The sequence below is a fragment of the Streptomyces sp. NPDC018000 genome (assembly GCF_044328025.1).
Lineage (GTDB): Bacteria > Actinomycetota > Actinomycetes > Streptomycetales > Streptomycetaceae > Streptomyces.
On the sequence record NZ_JBIRGM010000007.1, the window covers coordinates 62,723 to 80,780 of the forward strand.

Sequence of the window (18,058 nt, forward strand, 5' to 3'; positions counted from 1 at the left end):
TTCCGTAACGCGGCTTCGCGCCTCTCGCGACGCCTTACCGGCCGAAGGGCCGTACCCCGGGGGTTGGACGCCTTCCGAGACGGGGTACGGCCCTTCGTGCCGTCCGCGTGGGCGGGAACGGGCCTACGCTTGACGTATGTACGCCCGACGCCGTCGCGGCTATTTCCTGATGATGGGCGGCTGCATCGTCCTCTTCGTATCGGCCTGGGCCTTTGTCAGGCTGTGGTCGATGCCCGCCGCGATAGCGATGTGTCTCGTAGCCATGGTCATCCCGCCGATCGCGGCCATGGTCGCCAACCGGCGGGGCCCGGAGGACCGCTGGTGGGACGATCCGTCCGGCGACCCGCAGTCCGACGAGTGGTGGGACGAGCTCGACGGCAAGAAGCGGCGGTAGTGGGTACGGCGCGGGCGCGTCAGTAGACGAGGGCCTGGACGTCGTCCGCCATGATCTCGCTGACGAAGACCTGCGCGCCCGCGATCCGTACGCCCTCCAGGACATCCTGCTCGGTGATGTCGCGACGGGCCGCGCACTGCGTGCAGAGGGTGATCCGCCCGCCCGCCTGGATCGACTCGATCAGATCCGGCAGTGGCGCGGCATGCGGCAGTTCGAACTCCGCGGCGCGCCCCGGCAGGGCGAACCATGAGGATTCCCCGGTCAGCCAGAGCGAGACCTCCACGCCGCTGGCGACGGCGACCGCGGCCACCGTGAAGGCCTGCGAGCAGCGCTCGGCTGATTCGGCACCGGCAGTCACCTTGATCACGAGCTTCTTCGGCATATACCGAACTGTAATCGCCGGGTGGGCAACCTCATTGCCCCGGCGGCAGTCAGGTGTGTGCGCGGATAACGGAATCCGCGCCTCAGGTCTCGTGGGGGGACCCCCTTTTGGAACCGAAAGACACCATTCCTGACGGGCAGGCCGAGCTGCTCGCCGCGAAGGAGATACCGGCCGGTGCCGTAGAGCCGTCGTCGGCGAGAGAGACACCGGAGCCGGTGATTGAGCCGGAACCGGTGCCGGCGCTCGGGGCCGGACCCGAGCCCCGGGATCAGCCCCAGGCCGTGCCCGAGCCGGCGCCCGTGGCTGATCCCGAGGCCGCACCGGCCGCCGCGCCCGCCGCGCCCGTCGCGAAGCGCCCGCGTGGGCGTACGACCCTGCTGATCGCCGTTGCCGCGGTGCTCGGTATCGCCGGCGGCACCGTCGTGGGCTACGACGTGCAGGCCGGGCGCGCCCCGACACCGCTGCCCGCCCTGTCGCAGCCCGATCTGGCGTACCCGGCGAAGGCGCTGCCCGCGGGCAAGATCCCCGACCCGCTGCCCGCGTCCCAGGACCGGCGGGTCAGGACGGACGGCGACCTGCGCAAGCTGCTCGCCGACAGGCCCGCGGGCTGGAGCGACGAGCCGGCGCTGGGCCTCAGCGACGGCTGGCTGGCCGTGGACGAGTACGCCCGCACCTTCAACGAGGCGGGCCCCATGCACGAATACTTCCTGGAGATCGGCATACGCCGGATCGCGGGCGCTGCCTGGAAGCGCGGGCAGAATCGCACCGCCGAGACATACCTCGTGCAGTTCGGCCCGGGAACCGTCCAGGGGGCCCAGGACTTCGCCGAGGCCCAGCGTTCGTACATGCCCGGCACCGAGATCGGCGCGGGCAACGACGGCGATCCGCTCAAGGGCAGCGGCAACGGCCGCTACTACATCTACGAGGTCGAGCGGAAGCCCGGCTACCTGCCGTCCTACCAGGCCAGGGCCACCGTGTACCGCGGCGACATCATGGCCGACATCTACATCTACGACACCGTACCGATCAGCAAGAAGGACATCCGGACGCTGGCCGAGCGACAGCTGGAGCGCCTGTGAACGACGTGACCACACAGGTGACCACGCCCGACGGGAGCACCGACGCTCCCGGATCGGCGGCCCCGCTTCCCCCGGCCGCCCCCGGCCGGGCACGCCGGGTGATCCTCACGGCGCTCCCCGTCGTGCTGGTGATCGCCGCGGTCGGAGGTGCGGCCGAGTACATCAGCAGCACGGTGGACAGCGCCGACCGCAGCGTCAGGACCGGTCTCTGGCAGGAGCCCGCGCACAAGCCCGGCAAGGACCCGGCCGGCGACGTGGCCCGGGGCAGAGCCTCCACAGAGCTCAGCAAGCTGCTGCTGCCGGTCCCGAGCGGCTACCGACTCGGCCCCGACATCCGGGAGATGGGCAACGACGGCGAGCAGAGCGGCAAGAAGGCGACCGCCGCGGCGAAGCAGAGCGCCCGCGGTCTCGCGGGCAAGGAACGCCGGGCCTACGAGAAGCGGATCGACAAGCTTCGTATCGAAGGCATCGCTGTCCGTTCCTATGTATCGGACGCCAACGACCTGATGGTGGAAACACAGATCATGCGGATGAAGGACAAGAAGGCGGTCCGGAACCTCTACAACGTCAGGTCGGGCCTCTTCGAGAACATCGGCCTCTTCCGCCAGGGGCCGAAGATCCAGGGGCACACGAGGAACGCCAAGTGCTTTCTCCTGCGCAAGGACAGCGAAGGCGGTGAGAACTCCCTCGTGTCCATGGAGTGCATGGCGTACGACGGCGAGCTCAGCATCAACGTCTCGGCGTCCGGCACCGTGCCCTTCGACCGGGGGGCCGTCGCCGAGCTGCTGAAGGACCAGCTCAACCACATCACGTCTCCGGGGGAGTACGTATGACCCAGCAGACGGCCAAAACGCCTGCCGAAGCCGCCCCCGCCGCACCGCCCGCCGAAGCCGACCCCGCACCGCAGGCGCCCGAGCCCCTCCCGTCCCCGCCGCTGCCGTCCGGGCCGCCCCGGCGCGTCCTGCGGGCCGTCGCCCGGTGGACCGTCGCCGTCCTGGTCCTCGGGGGTCTCGGTGCCGGCACGGCCTTCGGCATCACCTCGATGGAGCGCACCGACGTGCCCGGTCTGGCCACCGAGAGCGACGGCCGCTGGGACTACCCCGAGCTGAGCCTGCCCGCGCTGCCGGCCGGTTCGCCCCGCCCGTTCAGCGATGGCAATGTCGGTGAGATCCACCACGCCGACCTGCGGCGTCTGCTGCTGCCGGCCCCGGCCGGAGCAACCGTGGACAAGAAGCTCGACGGCGGCTGGGTGAGCACGGAGCAGTACCTCTCCGAGTATGTGAAGAGCAAGCGCTCCGACATCGCGCACACACTGAAGGACTCCGCTCCGCGGCACGTCACCGCCCGCGGCTGGACGATGCCGGACGGCACGTCGACCCGGATCTATCTCGTCCAGTTCAATTCGACGGCCTTCGCCCAGGGCTTCCTGGACGAGATCGTCCTGGACACCACCAGCGGGGTGCCGCTGGTCGGTACGTCGGAGACGTCCGAGATGGACTTCGACGAAGGCTGGAGTGGCGCCGGCGAGGTGGACGGCACCGTTTCGTACGTGTTCGGCGAGCAGAAGCCGTACGGTGCGGCCCAGGTCCGCCAGGGATACCTGGTCGCCGGCGACACGCTCGCTCTCGTCGTCCAGTCCCGCAAGGGCAAGGAGGGCACAAAGAGCGTTCCGTTCCACCAGACGCTGATCCTGCAGAACCAGCTGCTGGGCTGACCTGCCCCTCGGCGGTCCCCGAGCAAGCCCCGAACCGACGGACCGGGCCCCAACCCATTAGGCTGGGGCCCGGCGCCGTACTGCTGCCATACCGCTCGTTCCAAGGAGTTCCCGTGCTTGAGGCATTCTTCTCCGCCCTGCTGGTCCTGGTCTGTGTCGGCGTTCTCGCCTTCGCGGGCGTGACCGTGAAGAAGCTGTACCAGGGTCAGCGCTGACCCTCGCCGCCCTCGCCTCCGTTCGCGCGGGTACCCCCGTCACGGACGTGACACTCATGCCCGATGTGTCCCGTTCGCAGTCACCCGCCCCCACCTCACAGATCGTCTGAGCCGCTCATGATCGAGATCCCGTCCGACCTCCACCCGGACCTCGTCCCTCTGGCCTTCCTCCTCGGCAACTGGGCGGGCGCGGGTGTCTCCGACTTCCCCGGTGCCGAACAGTGCAACTTCGGCCAGGAAGTCTCCTTCAGCCACGACGGCCGGGACTTCCTGGAGTACGTCTCGCACACCTGGGTGCTCGACTCCGAGGGCAAGAAGGTGAAGCCGCTGGAGTCCGAGTCCGGCTACTGGCGCATCGACAAGGACCGCAAGGTCGAGGCCGTCATGGCCCGCGACCAGGGCGTCATCGAGATCTGGTACGGCGAGCTGGCCGACCAGAAGCCGCAGATCGACCTGGTCACCGACGCGGTGGCCCGGACCGCGGCCTCCGGCCCGTACAGCGGCGGCAAGCGTCTCTACGGCTATGTGAAGAGCGACCTGATGTGGGTCGGCGAGAAGGCCACCCCCGAGGTGGAGCTGCGCCCGTACATGTCGGCGCATCTGAAGAAGGTCGTCACTCCGGAAGAGGTCGAGGCCATGGCGAAGAGCCTCGGCGACCTGCCGGACGACGGCATCGCCTTCTTCAAGTAGTCCGGCCCGTCCACGGGTTTCCTCACGCGGAGAGCTGCGGACAGGTGCTCACCCGGTCCTACACTGGGCCTGTGGTGAGCACTGACTGGAAGACCGATCTCCGGCAGCGCGGCTATCGTCTGACGCCGCAGCGGCAGCTTGTCCTGGAAGCCGTCGACACGCTGGAACACGCGACGCCCGACGACATCCTTTCCGAGGTGCGCAAGACCGCGTCCGGCGTGAACATCTCCACCGTCTACCGGACGCTGGAGCTCCTGGAGGAACTGGAGCTGGTCAGCCACGCCCATCTGGGGCACGGGGCACCCACGTACCATCTGGCCGACCGCCACCACCACATCCATCTGGTCTGCCGTGACTGTTCGAACGTGATCGAGGCCGATGTCGACGTCGTCGCCGAGTTCACCGCGAAGCTGCAGGGCAGCTTCGGTTTCGAGACGGACATGAAGCACTTCGCGATCTTCGGCCGCTGCGCCGACTGCACGGCGAAGGCGGCGCCCAAGGGTGCGGCCCGGACGGCCGACGCGGCCGGTCCCAAGCCGTAACGGCCTCACCCCCGATGGGCAGTGGGGGAGGCCGTAAATCGCGTCGTACGCTGGTCACATGAAGAGCCCCTTGCTGTCCCTGCCCGGCGCCGTCCCCGCCGAAGGGCGCGACGAAGGTGTCGCCGCGCACTACGGTGACCTGTTCCGCGAGCAGCGCGCCCTGGCCGACGGCTCGGGCCTCGTCGACCTCTCGCACCGCGCCGTCGTCACCGTCACCGGCAGCGACCGGCTGGCCTGGCTGCATCTGCTGCTCACCCAGCATGTCAGCGAACTCGCCCCGGGACAGGCCACCGAGGCCCTGATCCTCACCGCGCACGGGCACATCGAGCACGCCCTCTATCTCGTCGACGACGGCGAGACCGTGTGGATGCATGCCGAGCCGGGCACGCAGGGCGATCTCATCGCCTACCTGGAGTCCATGAAGTTCTTCTACCGGGTCGAAGTCGCCGACCGTACCGAGGACTTCGCCGTGGTGTACCTGCCGGCCGGCTCCATCGCGGAGGTCCCGGACGGCGTGACGGTACGGGAGACGGCGTACGGCCGGGACCTGTTCCTGCCCCGCGCCGACCTGGAGAAGTACGCGGCAGGGAACGGCCCCGTGGCCGGCATCCTGGCGTACGAGGCGCTGCGCGTCGAGGCGCACCGTCCCCGCCTCGGCTTCGAGACCGACCACCGCACCATCCCGCACGAGCTGGGCTGGATCGGCACCGCCGTCCACCTCCAGAAGGGCTGCTACCGCGGTCAGGAGACCGTGGCCCGGGTGCAGAACCTGGGCAAGCCGCCGCGGCGGCTGGTCTTCCTGCACCTCGACGGCAGCGAGGTCGTCCTGCCCGGACACGGCACACCGGTACGGCTCGCCGCGGACGGCGCCGAGGGCCGGCAGCTGGGCTTCATCACCACGTCCGCCCGCCACCACGAGCTGGGGCCGATCGCACTGGCCCTGGTCAAGCGGAACGTCGCGGTGGACGCGGAGCTGCTCGCGGGGGACACGGCCGCCGCTCAGGAGACGGTCGTGGAGCCGTAGCCGAGCGCAGAATCTCTACGCGCGGCCGTCTGCACCGACTGCTCGACCTGAACCGGATCCGACTCGGACCCGGCTCAGACCTCGATGATGATGGTGAACGGGCCATGGTTCGTGAGCGAGACCCGCATGTCCGCCCCGAACCGGCCCGTCTCCACCTGCGCCCCCAGCGCCCGCAGCTGTGCCACCACCTCGTCGACCAGCGGTTCGGCGACCTCGCCGGGCGCCGCGGCGTTCCAGGTGGGCCTGCGCCCCTTCCGGGCGTCCCCGTGGAGAGTGAACTGCGAAATCACCAGAAGCGGTGCATTCACATCGGAGCAGGACTTCTCGCCCTCCAGAATGCGGACCGACCAGAGCTTGCGGGCCAGCTGCGCCGCCTTCTCCGCGGTGTCCCCGTGGGTGACTCCCACCAGTACACACAGCCCTTCGCCGACGATTTCGCCGACCACCTCGGGCCCGCCCGACGCGCCCGCGCCATCGGCCACCGTGACACTCGCACCGTCCACCCTCTGTACCACTGCACGCATACAGACCAACCTATCTTGGGCTGAACGGGTACAGAGCATCCACACACGCCCCACGGGAATGGCACGATGCTCGGAAGGCGGTGTGCCGACGCACCGGTCGAGGGGATGGACACAAGCATGAGTACCTATGGAACCGGGCAGTCCCCCGGCGCCGTGCCGGGCGCGCGCACCAGTACCAGCACCATGCGCCCACCCGTGCAGCGAACCATCCACGGTCCCGTGGACGATCCGTCAGCGGGACCGCAGCCCGAACTGGACGGCCTTCGGCTGCCGGAGCTGCGCACCCTGCGCCGCGAATCGCAGCGCGACGAGGCCGACCTCAGCTATGTGCGGCGGCTGGTCCAGGGGCGGATCGACATCCTGCGGGCCGAGCTGGCCCGGAGGCTGGATCCGGAGACACCGGTGGTGGACCGGCTCTCGGAGATCCTCGCCGACACCCCGTCCCGGCACCGTTCCTCCGCCAGGCATGTCACGCTCACCACACCGCGCAGCGACGAGTACCGCCGGCTGGCGGCCGAGACGCTGTCCGAGGTCGAACTCTCCGACCTCGACGCCCGTACGGACGAAGAACTGCGCGCCGCGATGGGGCGCCTGGTCCGCTACGAACAGCAGGTCTCCCGGCGCCGTCACGAGCTGCAACGGACCGCTGACGATTGCAGTGCGGAGATCGCACGCAGGTACCGTGACGGTGAAGCACAAGTAGACGACCTGCTCGCCTGAAGCGATCCTTCCGGGGCGGGTCCGCCCGTCCCCGGAAGGCCACCATGACCTCCAGCGCCGCCCTTGCCGCCCCCTGCGCCATATCCCCCGCCCACCCCGTCCTGGCCGAGGTCGTGCGGTCGGGCTTCGTGGAGGGCCGGCACCGGGGCTCGCTGGTCGTCCTGGCCGCCGACGGCAGCGTGGAGCGGGTTCTGGGTGACCCGGCGGCGCCGGTCTTCCCGCGCTCGTCCAACAAGCCGATGCAGGCCGCCGCGGTGCTGCGGGCCGGGCTCGATCTGTCCGGGGAGCGGCTGGCGCTGGCCGCCGCGAGCCACTCGGGCGAGGGCTTCCACCTCGAACTCGTGCGCACGATGCTCGCCGAGCACGGACTGACGCCCGGCGATCTGCAGACCCCGCCCGATCTGCCGCTGGACCCGGAGGAGGCGGAGACGTATCTCGCCGCGGGCCATGTCCGGGAGCGGATCACGATGAACTGCTCCGGCAAGCACGCGGCGATGCTCGCGGTGTGCAGGGTGAACGGCTGGGACCGGGCGTCCTACCTCGACCCTTCGCACCCGCTCCAGAAGCTGGTCCACCAGGTGGTCGAGGAAGCGGCGGGCGAGCCGGTGACGACGGTCGGTACGGACGGGTGCGGGGCGCCGCTGATGGCGATCAGCCTGGTGGGTCTGGCGCGCGCCTTCCGTTCGTTCGTACTGGCGGAGCCGGGGTCGGCGGAGCGCCGGGTCGGGGACGCGATGCGGGCACACCCCGAGTACGTGGCCGGAACGCGCCGCCCCGACACCTGGCTGATGCGGGAAGTGCCGGGAACGCTCTCCAAGATGGGCGCGGAGGCGGTGCAGGCGGTGGCGCTGGCGGACGGCCGGGCACTGGCCTTCAAGATCGACGACGGTGCGACGAGGGCACTCGGCCCGGTGCTGGCACAGTCGCTGCGCCTGCTCGGCATCGACGCCCCGGTCGTCTCCCGGATCGGACGCGCGCCTCTGCTGGGCGGCGGCGGGGAGGTCGGCGAGATCCGGGCAGCGTTCTGACCGGATTCGGACCGGCACATGGGGGCGGCGGAAAACCGAGCGACATTCCGGGAGCGCCTGCCTACCGTGGGGTCCATGCGCCTTGATGTCCGTGCGATAACCGAATCCGACTACCCGGACTGGCTGCGGGCCGTGCACACCGGCTTTCTGCGCCCGCCGGTGGTGACGGATCAGGAAGTTGCCAGCCGACGACCGCACACCGACCTGGCCCGTACGCAGGGCGCGTTCGACGGCGGGCGGTGCGTGGCCACGTTCCGTTCGTTCGCCCAGGAGCTCACGGTCGTCGGCGGTGCCACGGTGCCGGCCGACGCGATCTCCAATGTCACGGTGTCGCCCACGCACCGCCGCCGCGGACTGCTGAGCCGGATGATGGCCACGGACCTCGTGGCGGCGAAGGACCGCGGCGACGTGGTCGCCACACTGATCGCCGCCGAGTACCCGATCTACGGGCGGTACGGCTTCGGCCCTGCGACATGGACCACCGAATGGGAGATCGACGTACCGAGGTCGGGTCTTGACCCACGGTGGTCGGGCCCCTGCGCCGAGGACGGCGGCCGGATCGACCTGGTGGCCGGCTCTGAGGTACGCAAGCTGGGACCGGCCCTCCATGAGCGGCTGCGCGCCCGGCAGCACGGGGCGGTCGACCGCGCCGCACGCTGGTGGGAACTGACCACCGGCGAGAACCGGCCCGGCCCCGACACCTGGACGGAACCCTTCTACGCCGTCTACTCCAACGCGGACGGCGAGGCCGACGGCCTGATCATCTACCGCGCCGACGACAACTGGGGCGACGCCAAGCAGCCGCTGAACCGGGCCACGGTGTTCGACCACATCGCCGTCACCCCCGCCGCGGAGCGCGCGCTGTGGCACTTCGTCTGCTCCATCGACTGGATCACCACGGTCCGCACCGGCCACCGCGCCCCCGACGACCTGCTGCCCCTCCTCCTCCCGGACCCGCGCGCGGCGCGCATCGTGACCCAGGCGGACTGGCTGTGGGTACGCGTCCTGGACGTCGTACGCGCCCTGGAGGCCCGCACCTACGCGGTACCCGGCGCACTGACCCTGGACATCCACGACACCACCGGCCTGACCACCGGCCGCTACCACCTCGACGCCTCCCCTTCCGGTGCGACCTGCACGCCCACCACGGCCACCGCCGATCTCGCCCTGGACGTAAGGGAGTTGGGGACGCTGTACCTGGGAGACGAGTCCCCGGCCCGACTGGCGGCTCTGGGCCGCATCGAGGAACTCACGCCGGGTGCGGTGGCATTGGCGGAGGGGATGTTCCGGGCGGCGCGGCGGTCCTGGTGCCCGGATGTGTTCTGAGAGTCGCTCGGGCCGACACGGCCGCGGACGGCGCGACGGCGGCGGACGTCAAGTCCGGTTGAGGTCAAGGCGTACGCTTCATGGTCATGAGCGGAGAGAAACCCAGGCCAGGGACGGCGGAACACGCGGCCCCCGCGGCCTCTGCGGTCCCTGCGCCGATGAGCCTGCGTGAACGGAAGAAGCGGCTGACCTACCAGGCGGTCTCCGATGCCGCGATCGCGATGTTCCTGGAACGGGGCTTCGACAAGGTCTCGGTGGCGGAGGTGGCGGCCGCCGCGGACATCTCCAAGCCGACACTGTTCCGGTACTTCGCGGCCAAGGAGGACCTGGCCCTGCACCGGTTCGCCGACCACGAGGACGAGGCGGCCCGTGTCGTCGCCGCCCGGGCGGACACCGAATCCCCCCTGGACGCGCTGCGCCGTCACTTCCTGGACGGCCTGGAGCGGCGCGACCCGGTGACCGGTCTCTGCGATGCGCCGGAGGTGCTGGCGTTCCTGCGGCTGCTGTACGGGACGCCGTCCCTGGTGGCCCGCCTGTACGCCTACCAGGGCCGATCGGAGGCGGCGCTCGCCCGTGCGCTGGGCGACCGGGTGCGGGACAGGCTGGCCGCGGGCCAGGTCATCGCCGTGCAGCGCATCCTGGCCCTGGAGAACTGGCGGCGGATCGACGCGGGGGAGAGCGCGGACCAGGCGTACGGCAGTGCGGTCGAGGCCGCCGAACTCGCCTTTGTGCAACTGCGGTCGGGGATCGGGGAGGAGTAGAGGGCGGCAGCGGTGGACGGGCCGGTGTTCGCGTCGGTATCCGGGTCTGTTCGGACGGGCGGCAGTCCTCGGCACCGCCTGTGAACGTGACCGAATCGCTGTGCACCGGCGGGCACCGCCACCAGCGCGAGGGCCGCGAACACCGCCGCACCCGTCACCGCCACGGCCGGGAGTACCCGGCGGTGTCGCTCAGGTATGGGCGTCCTCGGCGTGCAGCACCGCTTCGGCGATCTCCCGCACTCGGTCGAGCGTGATGCCGGTGCGCTGTTCCACGGCGAGGGGGTGGTCGGTGGGCTCCAGCTCGATCCGGGGCCGCAGCCCGATCGGGCGGGTGTGGGCGTTCGTCTTGAGGTTGGTCGTGCGCGGCGAGTACAGCCCCAACTCGGTGCTCAGCCAGCCGAAGTACGGCTGCTCGGACTCTCGCCCGGGGGTCTCCCACACATCGAGGGCACGGGCGAAGTTCTCCGGGCTGAGCGAGACCCAGACGCCCCAGGAGAACGGCTCCTCGCTGCCGAGGACGGGTATCTCGATCAGGCCCTTGATGAAGTAGTGCTGGTGTCTGACGATGCACTGGTCCGGGGAGAGCATGCTGTCGGGATCGCTCTCCAGGCTCGCGTCCCAGACGTCGGGTGCCATGGTCGAGTACCCCATCGGGAGTTCCGCGTGGTGTTCGCCGCAGCAGGAGCAGGTGTAGCCGAGGTCGATAGCCATGGGCGGGATCCTAGGGCGTGTTTCGAAAGCAGCGTCGTCCGCCCGCAGGGCGTGGCAATGGCTGACGCCAGTCGCCCAGCGTCGTAAGGAGGAACTGGCGGGCCAGAGGACGTATTGCGTCCCACGCCGGATCTGTGGCCAGGGCGTTGGCCCAGAGGCCGGCGCGGCAGGCGGAATCGATCTCGGCCAGGCAACGGCTGATGGCCTGGAGATCGCGCAGATTCTCAGGTTCGAAGGCTCCGCGCTCCGCGAGTCCCTCGGAGATGCGGCAGAGGAGCTCCACCTCTTCAACGACAGCCTCCGTCTCCAGCTCCCGCTCACCCAGCCAGGCAAGCTGAACCTGGGTGTCGGCTGCGAGGAGGGCCATGAATCGCAGCGTCCAAGTACGCAGGCGCGCGTCGCCGAGAGGGTTCATCCATGCAGGATCGCACCTGAGGGCTGTCCCGTAATCCCTGGTGGGCGCACGACGACAGCTGCGGCACCTTGCCGCATTGTCGGAACCCATCCGCTGTTCGTTCTCAGTCATGACGTCGGTTGTTCCCCAGTCTGGGAGGCACCCCGATCCACGGTCGGGTGCACGAGTTTTGGCAGCACGGGTTACGGCCGTGGGAGCGATCGGGCTGGGGGTGCTCATAGACACCTGGAGCCGGCCTGAGATCCTTCGCTCATGAGCACACCACCGGACGGGCTGCCCGTCTACCGAGTCTTGACCGGCCCGGACGACGCCACGTTCTGCCACCGGGTGAGCGAGGCGATTGGCCTTGGCTACGAACTGCACGAAGGCCCCGCCGTCACCTTCAACGGTGAGAACGTCATCGTCGCCCAGGCGCTGATCTGGCCGGCACGGTCGTAGAAACCTTGAGACGGGCGGGATGGGTAATGAAGCGCATCTGGGCCCGCGCGGCCTGTTCCCAACCCGCCCTGTCCGGCATCTCCCGCGTCGCTACTTGCCAGGGCAGCATCGGGGTGCTCCTGGTGTCAGAACGGCTGTCGTAGCCACGAACCGAGAACCACATAGTCGTCATGGGTGAGACCAAGGCGGGCATCGACTCGGTGGAGCAGAGCGTGCCCCGGGTGGTGGGCGGCGACCCAGGCCCGGTCAGTGTCAGTGACCTCGTCATCGACCCAGACGAACGACCGCCCCGTCGCCCATTGGACGAGGGCGCGCGTCTTCCAGTGCAGTCCTTCGCGTTCGTCCTGGTCATCGATGTCGGACGGCTCTGGCCAAACCACCACGTCCAGCTGCGGAAGACCGATCAAGGGAGCGATGCACTCGTTTGCGTCATCCATCCACGTCGTGGCCCAGACCACCTCGCACGGGAGCGCGGCCAGCTTGGGCCCGTGCTCAGGATTGATCCTGTTCAGGAGCGGATTCGCGTCGGCTTCACGTGGATCGAGACCTGTCGCATAGGTCGGATACCGCTGAGGCTCCGCGCCGAATGGGATGAGTGGTCCGTCGACATCAAGGAACAGCAGCGGACGCCGCACAGAGCCAGTCACAGCAGCACAGGGTACGCGCCCTCCCCCTCCCGCTCGTCGGTAGACAGCCGCCTCTATACGGGCCAGGGCTGACCAGCAGGTAACTCCTTGTGCGGGATCAAGCTTCGATGCGGTCGGGTACAGCTGCGTACTCCCGCCACCTGTCCACCAGGTCGCGGGCTTCGTTCAGGGCGGGGTCGCGGCGCCCACCAGGCGCGTATGCCGGAGACCTGTCCGCGTGCAGCGGCACGTGGGCGCAGTACCAGGCCCGTTTGGCGCCCGCCTGTTCCGCGTCCGTGCCCGTCAGTAGATAGCTGAGCAGTGTCGCCAAGACGCGGCGGCGTCCGAATATGTAGACCGCCGGCTCGACGAACCAGCGGCAGAAGCTTGGGTCGGGGTCGTAGACAGCCGCGGCTATCAGCGGAGCGAAGAATTCCTCGGGCAGGCTCGCGCGTTCGAGCAGTTGCTTGCGCGCTGCGTGGGCCAGGTGCCGCGCGCGTCGGTCTTCCGGGACGCTGGCTGCAGTGTCGAGGTCCAGCAGCCGAGCCACCTCGGCTGCGGACGACAGGAATGTGGGTGCTTCTGCCTCTTTGTGCTCTCCATCGGCCATAGGCAGCATTCTGGGCCGATCCTGGACGGCGAGGTAGAGATGCTGGTTGCTGTGTGGTCAGTGGAACCACACGACGAGCCGCACGTTTTCCGCCCCGTGGACTTCGCTGAGCGTGCCCATGACGCTCCATACTCGACCCCAGTCGCTCCCGTCTCCTGCGGCAGCGGCCCGGCTTCGGGTGCCGGAGCTGTCTGTTTCTTGCCAATCGACGGCGGTCACCTCAGCCCAGGTGATCCACGTCGTTCCGAAGGCGTCATTGGGTCCCCCATAGGCTGCGTACTCGCTCCTCAGCCCCACCGACGCATCATTCGGGAAGCCACGGCCTTCGGCCAGAGGGCGGAAGCCGAAGGAGTTGCGGACTCCGAAGAGACAGGCGAGGCCGTCATAGGCGTTACCTTGGTTGAGCAGGAAGAGATCGATGGCCGCTTGCCACACGGAGTCCTCGTCGTCGGGACCCCAGAGGCGGGCCCCTGGTCGGCACTCGATCATTCCGCTGATGTCGGTGGACATGCCCGGATCTTGCCCGACCGGCCCAGGACTCGGCACCCGCATTTGGCCCGTTTCCGCCGGCCGGCGGCAACTGAAACGCGGACATCGGCTCGTAGTGCTCGGTGCCCTGGAACGCTCAGTCTCAGCTCAGTCACGCGAGTTCGTCAGCGCACGGGTGTGACTGGCCATTCTTGGCTGACGAGGCAGGGCTGTGGGACCAGCATCCAGCGGCCTGCCGAACTCCACCTTGGTCACATGCCGTTCCCAGGCCACCGCTTTCTCGGCTTCCCGCTCCGGCACGATGTCCAACAGTGCGAACGGCGGCATGCGGCCCTGATCGGCACCTTGGCCAGGGAAATGCCGCTGCCCGCGATACGACGGGAAGCCGCGGACCGGCCGCCCGGCCTCGAACGGCACCGAGACCGCATCCGCCAACGGCAGCCGGTGTTCACCCTGGTCATCCCGCCAGCCGACCTCGAAGCCGTCTACTTGTGACGGCTTCGTCCCTTCCAGTACACCGAGCCCCATGTATGCCACTTTGCAGACCTGCAGGGACTGGGCGGCTTGAATGGGACCAAACCTCTCGTCCGAGTGATTGCACAGTCCGCCGCGATCCCCCGCCGCTGGGCCGCGACTCTTAACTGCTGAGGCGAGGCGAGGGGCCTTCGGCAAGACTCGTGGTGGCGGCGCAAGCCCGCACGGCCCGTGGACACCGACCCTGACCTCGCTCACGTTCGGCAGGGGCTGAGCGTCACGTCGGCGGTCGCGTGAGTTTGGCGGCCACGGCGTCGAGGACCCAGTCCAGGCCGGCGAAGGATGTCTCGGCGTTCACGTCCGTGCCGTCGTACACGGCCTTGGCCAACGCCGGGAAGCGGCCGGTGGCCAGCATTCTCGTCACATGCGGGCCGTGGGCGCGCTGCCAGTCACGACAGGGAACGGACATCCCGCGAGCAGTCACACAGGGGCCACGCGAGTGGCCTGGTGCACTTTTGCAAGCAAGCGCTTGCAAAAGTTAGCAAGGTGGCGCACCATCGAGGTATGGCATCACTCAACGTCGGCAATCTCGGTGAGTACCTGCGCGAGCAGCGGCGCAATGCGCAGCTGTCGCTGCGGCAGCTCGCCGATGCTGCCGGGGTGTCCAATCCCTACCTCAGCCAGATCGAGCGCGGGCTGCGCAAGCCGAGCGCCGAGGTGTTGCAGCAGGTCGCCAAGGCGCTGCGGATCTCCGCCGAGACCCTTTACGTACGGGCCGGGATTCTGGATGAGCGGGAGCGGGAGGAACTGGAGACGCGGGCAGTGATCCTGGCCGATCCGTCCATAAACGAGCGGCAGAAGAATGTTCTGTTGCAGATCTACGACTCCTTCCGCAAGGAGAACGGGTTCGAGCCCGGGCCGGAATCCGGCGCCGAAGCCGGATCGGGGACAGGCGGCGAGTCCGGGCCGGGGGCCGGTGCGGACGGCCACCCCGGTGCCGACGGCCCCCGCAGGGCCGGCGGCAGCGATGCCGACACAGCTTCAAAGCCTTCAAAACCCTCACACTGAGTCTGATGATCCGGGAGGACCACAGTCATGGCCATCACCGATGACCTGCGCAAGACCCTCACCGACCCGACCCCCCTCTACTTCGCCGCCGGTACGGCCGATATCGCCGTCGAGCAGGCGCGCAAGGTCCCGGCGCTGATCGAGCAGCTGCGTGCCGAGGCGCCGGAGCGTATCGAGGCCGTGCGCAACGCCGACCCCAAGGCCGTGCAGGAGAAGGTGACCTCGCAGGCCAAGGAGGCGCAGGCCGCCGTGCAGGCCAAGGTCACCGAGGTGATCGGTTCGTTCGACAGCGATCTGCGGAAGCTGGGCGAGAGCGCCCAGGACCTGGCGCTGCGCAGTCTGGGCGTGGCCGCGGAGTACGCGGTGCGGGCCCGGGAGAAGTACGAGAAGGTCGCCGAGCGCGGCGAGCAGACCGTGAAGACCTGGCGCGGTGAGACGGCCGACGAGATCGTCGAGATCGCCGTCGTCGTCGAGCCGCGCAAGGAGTCCAAGCCGACCGGCACCGCCAAGCCGACGGGCACTGCCAAGCCGACGGGCACTGCCAAGCCGGGGCCGGCCGTCAAGCCGGGGCCGGCAAAGGCTTCGCCCGCCCCGAAGACCGTCAAGCCGGAGAGCAAGGCGCCGGCTGCGCCCGCCAAGAAGGCGCCCGCGCGCAAGCCCGCCGCGAAGAAGACCACTCCGCCGACCGCGAAGTAGGGTCCCGGCGCCGCAGCCGGAGTGTGTACCGGGGCGCGGGGCGGGCATTTTCCAGGGTGCCCGGCGCGTTGTCCCGGTACCTTGGCCGCGAGGCGCTCATCCATTCATTAGGCGGTGCACACCATGTTGCTCACAGGATTCAGCACATTCGTCTGGCTGCTCTACATGGCCATGCTCGTCCTGGCCGTGGTCGCACTGGTCCTGGCCGCGACGGCTCGTGAGGACGCCTACCGGGCCGCGGACAAGCAGAAGAAGTCCTTCTGGCTGATCATCCTCGGTATCACCGTCGCCGTGAACCTCTTCGTGCCGATGCTGTTCCTGCAGCTTGCGGGCGCGGTCGCGTCCATCGTCTTCATGGTGGACGTAAGGCCCGCGCTGAAGGCGGTCTCGGGTGGCGGCGGCCGGCGCGGTGGCTCCAGCAGCGACGGGCCGTACGGGCCCTACAACGGCGGGCGCTGAGCGTTCGCAGGATTTACGGCGCTTGCGGGGAGCGTAGGTGATGCCGGTTCGGGGCGGGGGCACGGGATGCCCCGGCCCCGGTCGCAGTTCGGCCCCTGTCGGCGGATGTGTCCCTGGTCGCGGTCGAGCAGCAGGACCGCGACGTCGTCGGTCAGTTCGCCGCCGTTCAGCTCGCGCACCTGGGTGACCGCGGTCTCCAGGAGGTCCTCGCCGGTGAGTCCCTGAGCCAGCTGGCGGTTGATCATTGCGACCATGCCGTCCTGGCCGAGCCGCTGAGTGCCGTTCGGCCCCACGCGTCCCTCGATCAGACCATCCGTGTACATCATCAGGCTCCAGGAGCCGCCGAGATCAACCTGTCGGCGCGGCCATGGAGTGTCCCTGGCTCGAAGAGCTCGAGGAAGGGCGTTGCGCGGCAGCAGACCCAGAGCCGGACCGCCGTCCTCGGACGGGAGAAGGTGCGCGGCCCGTCCCTGCCGGGCGATCAGCGGGGCGGGGTGGCCCGCGAGACAGAGGCCGGCGTGCCGGCCGTCGGGGGCGATGTCGACGGTGCAGAGCGTCGCGAAGATCTCCTCGCTCTCCCGCTCGTGCTCCAGGACCTGCTGGAGTGTGGAGAGCAGTTCGTCGCCGCAGAGCCCGGCCAGGGTCAACGCCCTCCACGCTATGCGCAGTTCGACGCCGAGCGCCGCCTCGTCCGGGCCGTGCCCGCAGACGTCGCCGATCATCGCGTGGACGGTGCCGTCGGGCGTACGGACCGTGTCGTAGAAGTCCCCGCCGAGCAGCGCGCGGCTGCGGCCGGGGCGGTAGCGGGCCGCGAAGCGCAGCTCGGAGCCTTCGAGCAGCGGGGTGGGGAGCAGGCCGCGTTCGAGGCGGGCGTTCTCCTGGGCGCGCAGCCGGGACTCGGTGAGCTGGTGCTGGGCGACGTCGGCGCGCTTGCGTTCGACGGCGTAACGGATGGCGCGGCTGAGCAGCCGTCCGTCGAGTTCGCCGCGGAAGAGGTAGTCCTGGGCGCCGACCCGTACCGCCTCGGCGGCCAGCTCGGCGTCGTCCTCCGCCGTGAGGGCGAGGACGGCGTGGCGCGGGGCGATCCGCAGGACGTGTTTGAGGGTCGCGAGCTTGTCGGCTCCCTCGGTGGGGGCGGAGCGGGCCTTGCCGCCGGTCGGCAGGGCCAGATCCAGCAGGATGCAGTCCACGTCGTCCGTGAGGAGCCGGCCTGCCTCGGTGAGGTTGCGGGCGTTGCGGATACGGACCCGCGTGCCGGCCGCGGCCGGGAGTTCGGGGACGGTGAAGGTGCCCGCCGGGTCGTCCTCGATCACCAGGATGGTGAGGTCGGCGCCATAGGAGGCTTCCGCAGCGGCGGCGGCGCGCTGCTGCGGTTCGGGTACGGGCATCGGTTCGGGTTTCCTTCCCTCCCCCCCCCGAGGGTGCGGCGGAACGACGATCGACGACCCGCCAGACGGGGACGATAGCGGTCCGCGGTGGGGGAACGGAATGGTGTACGGCAATCGCCCGCTGTCGTACGCACGGCCATGAGCCGCGTCAGCTCACGGATCCGGCGTGATGTGTGGGGGCGGGGTCGGGTGCCGGGGCATGACAAAGGTCACGCGCGGTTGTGGGGGGCGGGTGGTGCGGGTCACTCCCGTGGGGGGTGCGGGGGGCTCCGCGGGGATGCGGGG

Annotated in this window: 24 protein-coding genes and 1 pseudogene; 15 read left to right on the forward strand and 10 right to left on the reverse strand. The window is 69.5% G+C overall.

Features of this window, described 5'->3' with window-relative positions; genetic code table 11:
* Window positions 1-136 precede the first annotated feature (136 nt).
* A complete protein-coding gene (locus tag ACH4EW_RS17975; protein ID WP_351207450.1) occupies window positions 137-394 on the forward strand; it encodes a DUF3099 domain-containing protein in 258 nt (85 codons plus the stop codon).
* A 19-nt stretch (window positions 395-413) separates the two neighbouring features.
* Here ACH4EW_RS17975 and ACH4EW_RS17980 read toward each other — a convergent pair whose 3' ends face one another.
* Entirely contained in the window at window positions 414-776 is a 363-nt protein-coding gene (locus ACH4EW_RS17980; protein WP_398257863.1) for a DsrE family protein, read from the reverse strand.
* A 107-nt stretch (window positions 777-883) separates the two neighbouring features.
* Between ACH4EW_RS17980 and ACH4EW_RS17985 the strand changes: the two genes are divergently transcribed.
* From ACH4EW_RS17985 to ACH4EW_RS18010, 6 genes are all read left to right on the forward strand, one after another.
* Window positions 884-1,855, forward strand: coding sequence for a hypothetical protein (locus ACH4EW_RS17985; RefSeq protein WP_398257866.1), 972 nt, complete (start codon window positions 884-886; stop codon window positions 1,853-1,855).
* Complete coding sequence (locus tag ACH4EW_RS17990) at window positions 1,852-2,688, forward strand: hypothetical protein (RefSeq protein WP_398257869.1); 837 nt, start codon at window positions 1,852-1,854, stop codon at window positions 2,686-2,688. Before ACH4EW_RS17985 ends, ACH4EW_RS17990 begins: the two co-directional genes overlap by 4 nt.
* Entirely contained in the window at window positions 2,685-3,569 is an 885-nt protein-coding gene (locus tag ACH4EW_RS17995; protein ID WP_398257872.1) for a hypothetical protein, read from the forward strand. The genes ACH4EW_RS17990 and ACH4EW_RS17995 overlap by 4 nt, the downstream gene beginning before the upstream one ends.
* Window positions 3,570-3,901: 332 nt before the next feature.
* Entirely contained in the window at window positions 3,902-4,474 is a 573-nt protein-coding gene (locus ACH4EW_RS18000) for an FABP family protein (protein WP_398257874.1), read from the forward strand.
* Window positions 4,475-4,545: 71 nt separating this feature from the next.
* Complete coding sequence (locus ACH4EW_RS18005; protein WP_398257877.1) at window positions 4,546-5,016, forward strand: Fur family transcriptional regulator; 471 nt, start codon at window positions 4,546-4,548, stop codon at window positions 5,014-5,016.
* 58 nt (window positions 5,017-5,074) lie between these two features.
* Window positions 5,075-6,040, forward strand: coding sequence for a YgfZ/GcvT domain-containing protein (locus ACH4EW_RS18010; RefSeq protein WP_398257880.1), 966 nt, complete (start codon window positions 5,075-5,077; stop codon window positions 6,038-6,040).
* A gap of 74 nt (window positions 6,041-6,114) precedes the next feature.
* On the opposite strand, the gene dtd is transcribed toward ACH4EW_RS18010, so the two are convergent.
* Window positions 6,115-6,564 carry a D-aminoacyl-tRNA deacylase gene (gene dtd / locus ACH4EW_RS18015; protein ID WP_398257883.1) on the reverse strand — a complete coding sequence of 150 codons (450 nt, stop codon included), beginning with the start codon at window positions 6,562-6,564 and terminating at the stop codon, window positions 6,115-6,117.
* Window positions 6,565-6,681: 117 nt separating this feature from the next.
* Here dtd and ACH4EW_RS18020 point away from each other — a divergent pair, with 117 nt between their 5' ends.
* The 4 genes from ACH4EW_RS18020 (at window position 6,682) to ACH4EW_RS18035 (ending at window position 10,399) form a co-directional block, all read left to right on the forward strand.
* Window positions 6,682-7,284: an ABC transporter substrate-binding protein gene (locus ACH4EW_RS18020; RefSeq protein WP_398257886.1), complete on the forward strand. Its 603-nt coding sequence runs from the start codon at window positions 6,682-6,684 to the stop codon at window positions 7,282-7,284.
* Between the two features lie 44 nt (window positions 7,285-7,328).
* Window positions 7,329-8,312: an asparaginase gene (locus ACH4EW_RS18025; protein WP_398257889.1), complete on the forward strand. Its 984-nt coding sequence runs from the start codon at window positions 7,329-7,331 to the stop codon at window positions 8,310-8,312.
* A 75-nt stretch (window positions 8,313-8,387) separates the two neighbouring features.
* Window positions 8,388-9,638 carry a GNAT family N-acetyltransferase gene (locus tag ACH4EW_RS18030; protein WP_398257892.1) on the forward strand — a complete coding sequence of 417 codons (1,251 nt, stop codon included), beginning with the start codon at window positions 8,388-8,390 and terminating at the stop codon, window positions 9,636-9,638.
* 80 nt (window positions 9,639-9,718) lie between these two features.
* Window positions 9,719-10,399 (forward strand): TetR/AcrR family transcriptional regulator, encoded by a 681-nt coding sequence (locus ACH4EW_RS18035; RefSeq protein WP_398257895.1) that lies wholly within the window; start codon window positions 9,719-9,721, stop codon window positions 10,397-10,399.
* A 189-nt stretch (window positions 10,400-10,588) separates the two neighbouring features.
* Here the strand turns inward: ACH4EW_RS18035 and ACH4EW_RS18040 are convergent, their stop codons facing one another.
* Window positions 10,589-11,110 (reverse strand): DUF2199 domain-containing protein, encoded by a 522-nt coding sequence (locus ACH4EW_RS18040; protein ID WP_398257897.1) that lies wholly within the window; start codon window positions 11,108-11,110, stop codon window positions 10,589-10,591.
* A 10-nt stretch (window positions 11,111-11,120) separates the two neighbouring features.
* Window positions 11,121-11,477, reverse strand: coding sequence for a hypothetical protein (locus ACH4EW_RS18045; protein ID WP_398257899.1), 357 nt, complete (start codon window positions 11,475-11,477; stop codon window positions 11,121-11,123).
* A gap of 300 nt (window positions 11,478-11,777) precedes the next feature.
* On the opposite strand from ACH4EW_RS18045, the gene ACH4EW_RS18050 reads away from it, so the two are divergent.
* Window positions 11,778-11,963, forward strand: a complete 186-nt coding sequence (locus ACH4EW_RS18050) for a DUF1737 domain-containing protein (RefSeq protein WP_043440283.1) — start codon at window positions 11,778-11,780, stop codon at window positions 11,961-11,963.
* A 125-nt stretch (window positions 11,964-12,088) separates the two neighbouring features.
* Here ACH4EW_RS18050 and ACH4EW_RS18055 read toward each other — a convergent pair whose 3' ends face one another.
* The 5 genes and pseudogenes from ACH4EW_RS18055 to ACH4EW_RS18075 all read right to left on the reverse strand — a co-directional run.
* Complete coding sequence (locus tag ACH4EW_RS18055; RefSeq protein WP_398257902.1) at window positions 12,089-12,610, reverse strand: HAD domain-containing protein; 522 nt, start codon at window positions 12,608-12,610, stop codon at window positions 12,089-12,091.
* Between the two features lie 97 nt (window positions 12,611-12,707).
* Complete coding sequence (locus ACH4EW_RS18060; RefSeq protein WP_398257905.1) at window positions 12,708-13,199, reverse strand: hypothetical protein; 492 nt, start codon at window positions 13,197-13,199, stop codon at window positions 12,708-12,710.
* A 57-nt stretch (window positions 13,200-13,256) separates the two neighbouring features.
* Window positions 13,257-13,709, reverse strand: coding sequence for a hypothetical protein (locus ACH4EW_RS18065; RefSeq protein ID WP_398257908.1), 453 nt, complete (start codon window positions 13,707-13,709; stop codon window positions 13,257-13,259).
* Window positions 13,710-13,835: 126 nt separating this feature from the next.
* Window positions 13,836-14,216 carry a hypothetical protein gene (locus ACH4EW_RS18070; RefSeq protein WP_398257911.1) on the reverse strand — a complete coding sequence of 127 codons (381 nt, stop codon included), beginning with the start codon at window positions 14,214-14,216 and terminating at the stop codon, window positions 13,836-13,838.
* Window positions 14,217-14,439: 223 nt separating this feature from the next.
* Window positions 14,440-14,619 (reverse strand): annotated as a pseudogene (locus tag ACH4EW_RS18075) (TetR/AcrR family transcriptional regulator); the annotation flags it as partial.
* Window positions 14,620-14,726: 107 nt separating this feature from the next.
* On the opposite strand from ACH4EW_RS18075, the gene ACH4EW_RS18080 reads away from it, so the two are divergent.
* The 3 genes from ACH4EW_RS18080 to ACH4EW_RS18090 all read left to right on the forward strand — a co-directional run bounded on the left by ACH4EW_RS18080 (window position 14,727) and on the right by ACH4EW_RS18090 (window position 16,385).
* Window positions 14,727-15,230, forward strand: coding sequence for a helix-turn-helix domain-containing protein (locus ACH4EW_RS18080; RefSeq protein WP_398257913.1), 504 nt, complete (start codon window positions 14,727-14,729; stop codon window positions 15,228-15,230).
* A 27-nt stretch (window positions 15,231-15,257) separates the two neighbouring features.
* Window positions 15,258-15,926 carry a hypothetical protein gene (locus tag ACH4EW_RS18085; protein WP_398257916.1) on the forward strand — a complete coding sequence of 223 codons (669 nt, stop codon included), beginning with the start codon at window positions 15,258-15,260 and terminating at the stop codon, window positions 15,924-15,926.
* 123 nt (window positions 15,927-16,049) lie between these two features.
* Window positions 16,050-16,385, forward strand: a complete 336-nt coding sequence (locus ACH4EW_RS18090) for a DUF2516 family protein (RefSeq protein ID WP_398257919.1) — start codon at window positions 16,050-16,052, stop codon at window positions 16,383-16,385.
* Here ACH4EW_RS18090 and ACH4EW_RS18095 read toward each other — a convergent pair.
* Complete coding sequence (locus ACH4EW_RS18095) at window positions 16,367-17,773, reverse strand: PP2C family protein-serine/threonine phosphatase (protein ID WP_398257922.1); 1,407 nt, start codon at window positions 17,771-17,773, stop codon at window positions 16,367-16,369. The two genes, ACH4EW_RS18090 and ACH4EW_RS18095, sit on opposite strands and share 19 nt — an antisense overlap.
* Window positions 17,774-18,058 lie beyond the last annotated feature (285 nt).

Coding starts and splice junctions, on each gene's coding strand:
- ACH4EW_RS18010 (WP_398257880.1), top strand. CDS start 5,075: ATGAAGAGCCCCTTGCTGTCCCTGCCCGGCGCCGTCCCCGCCGAAGGG.
- dtd (WP_398257883.1), bottom strand. CDS start 6,564: ATGCGTGCAGTGGTACAGAGGGTGGACGGTGCGAGTGTCACGGTGGCC.
- ACH4EW_RS17980 (WP_398257863.1), bottom strand. CDS start 776: ATGCCGAAGAAGCTCGTGATCAAGGTGACTGCCGGTGCCGAATCAGCC.
- ACH4EW_RS18090 (WP_398257919.1), top strand. CDS start 16,050: ATGTTGCTCACAGGATTCAGCACATTCGTCTGGCTGCTCTACATGGCC.
- ACH4EW_RS18060 (WP_398257905.1), bottom strand. CDS start 13,199: ATGGCCGATGGAGAGCACAAAGAGGCAGAAGCACCCACATTCCTGTCG.
- ACH4EW_RS18045 (WP_398257899.1), bottom strand. CDS start 11,477: ATGGCCCTCCTCGCAGCCGACACCCAGGTTCAGCTTGCCTGGCTGGGT.
- ACH4EW_RS18070 (WP_398257911.1), bottom strand. CDS start 14,216: ATGGGGCTCGGTGTACTGGAAGGGACGAAGCCGTCACAAGTAGACGGC.
- ACH4EW_RS18020 (WP_398257886.1), top strand. CDS start 6,682: ATGAGTACCTATGGAACCGGGCAGTCCCCCGGCGCCGTGCCGGGCGCG.
- ACH4EW_RS18000 (WP_398257874.1), top strand. CDS start 3,902: ATGATCGAGATCCCGTCCGACCTCCACCCGGACCTCGTCCCTCTGGCC.
- ACH4EW_RS18095 (WP_398257922.1), bottom strand. CDS start 17,773: ATGCCCGTACCCGAACCGCAGCAGCGCGCCGCCGCCGCTGCGGAAGCC.
- ACH4EW_RS18065 (WP_398257908.1), bottom strand. CDS start 13,709: ATGTCCACCGACATCAGCGGAATGATCGAGTGCCGACCAGGGGCCCGC.
- ACH4EW_RS17975 (WP_351207450.1), top strand. CDS start 137: ATGTACGCCCGACGCCGTCGCGGCTATTTCCTGATGATGGGCGGCTGC.
- ACH4EW_RS18080 (WP_398257913.1), top strand. CDS start 14,727: ATGGCATCACTCAACGTCGGCAATCTCGGTGAGTACCTGCGCGAGCAG.
- ACH4EW_RS18050 (WP_043440283.1), top strand. CDS start 11,778: ATGAGCACACCACCGGACGGGCTGCCCGTCTACCGAGTCTTGACCGGC.
- ACH4EW_RS18035 (WP_398257895.1), top strand. CDS start 9,719: ATGGTCATGAGCGGAGAGAAACCCAGGCCAGGGACGGCGGAACACGCG.
- ACH4EW_RS18040 (WP_398257897.1), bottom strand. CDS start 11,110: ATGGCTATCGACCTCGGCTACACCTGCTCCTGCTGCGGCGAACACCAC.
- ACH4EW_RS17995 (WP_398257872.1), top strand. CDS start 2,685: ATGACCCAGCAGACGGCCAAAACGCCTGCCGAAGCCGCCCCCGCCGCA.
- ACH4EW_RS18025 (WP_398257889.1), top strand. CDS start 7,329: ATGACCTCCAGCGCCGCCCTTGCCGCCCCCTGCGCCATATCCCCCGCC.
- ACH4EW_RS18030 (WP_398257892.1), top strand. CDS start 8,388: ATGCGCCTTGATGTCCGTGCGATAACCGAATCCGACTACCCGGACTGG.
- ACH4EW_RS18085 (WP_398257916.1), top strand. CDS start 15,258: ATGGCCATCACCGATGACCTGCGCAAGACCCTCACCGACCCGACCCCC.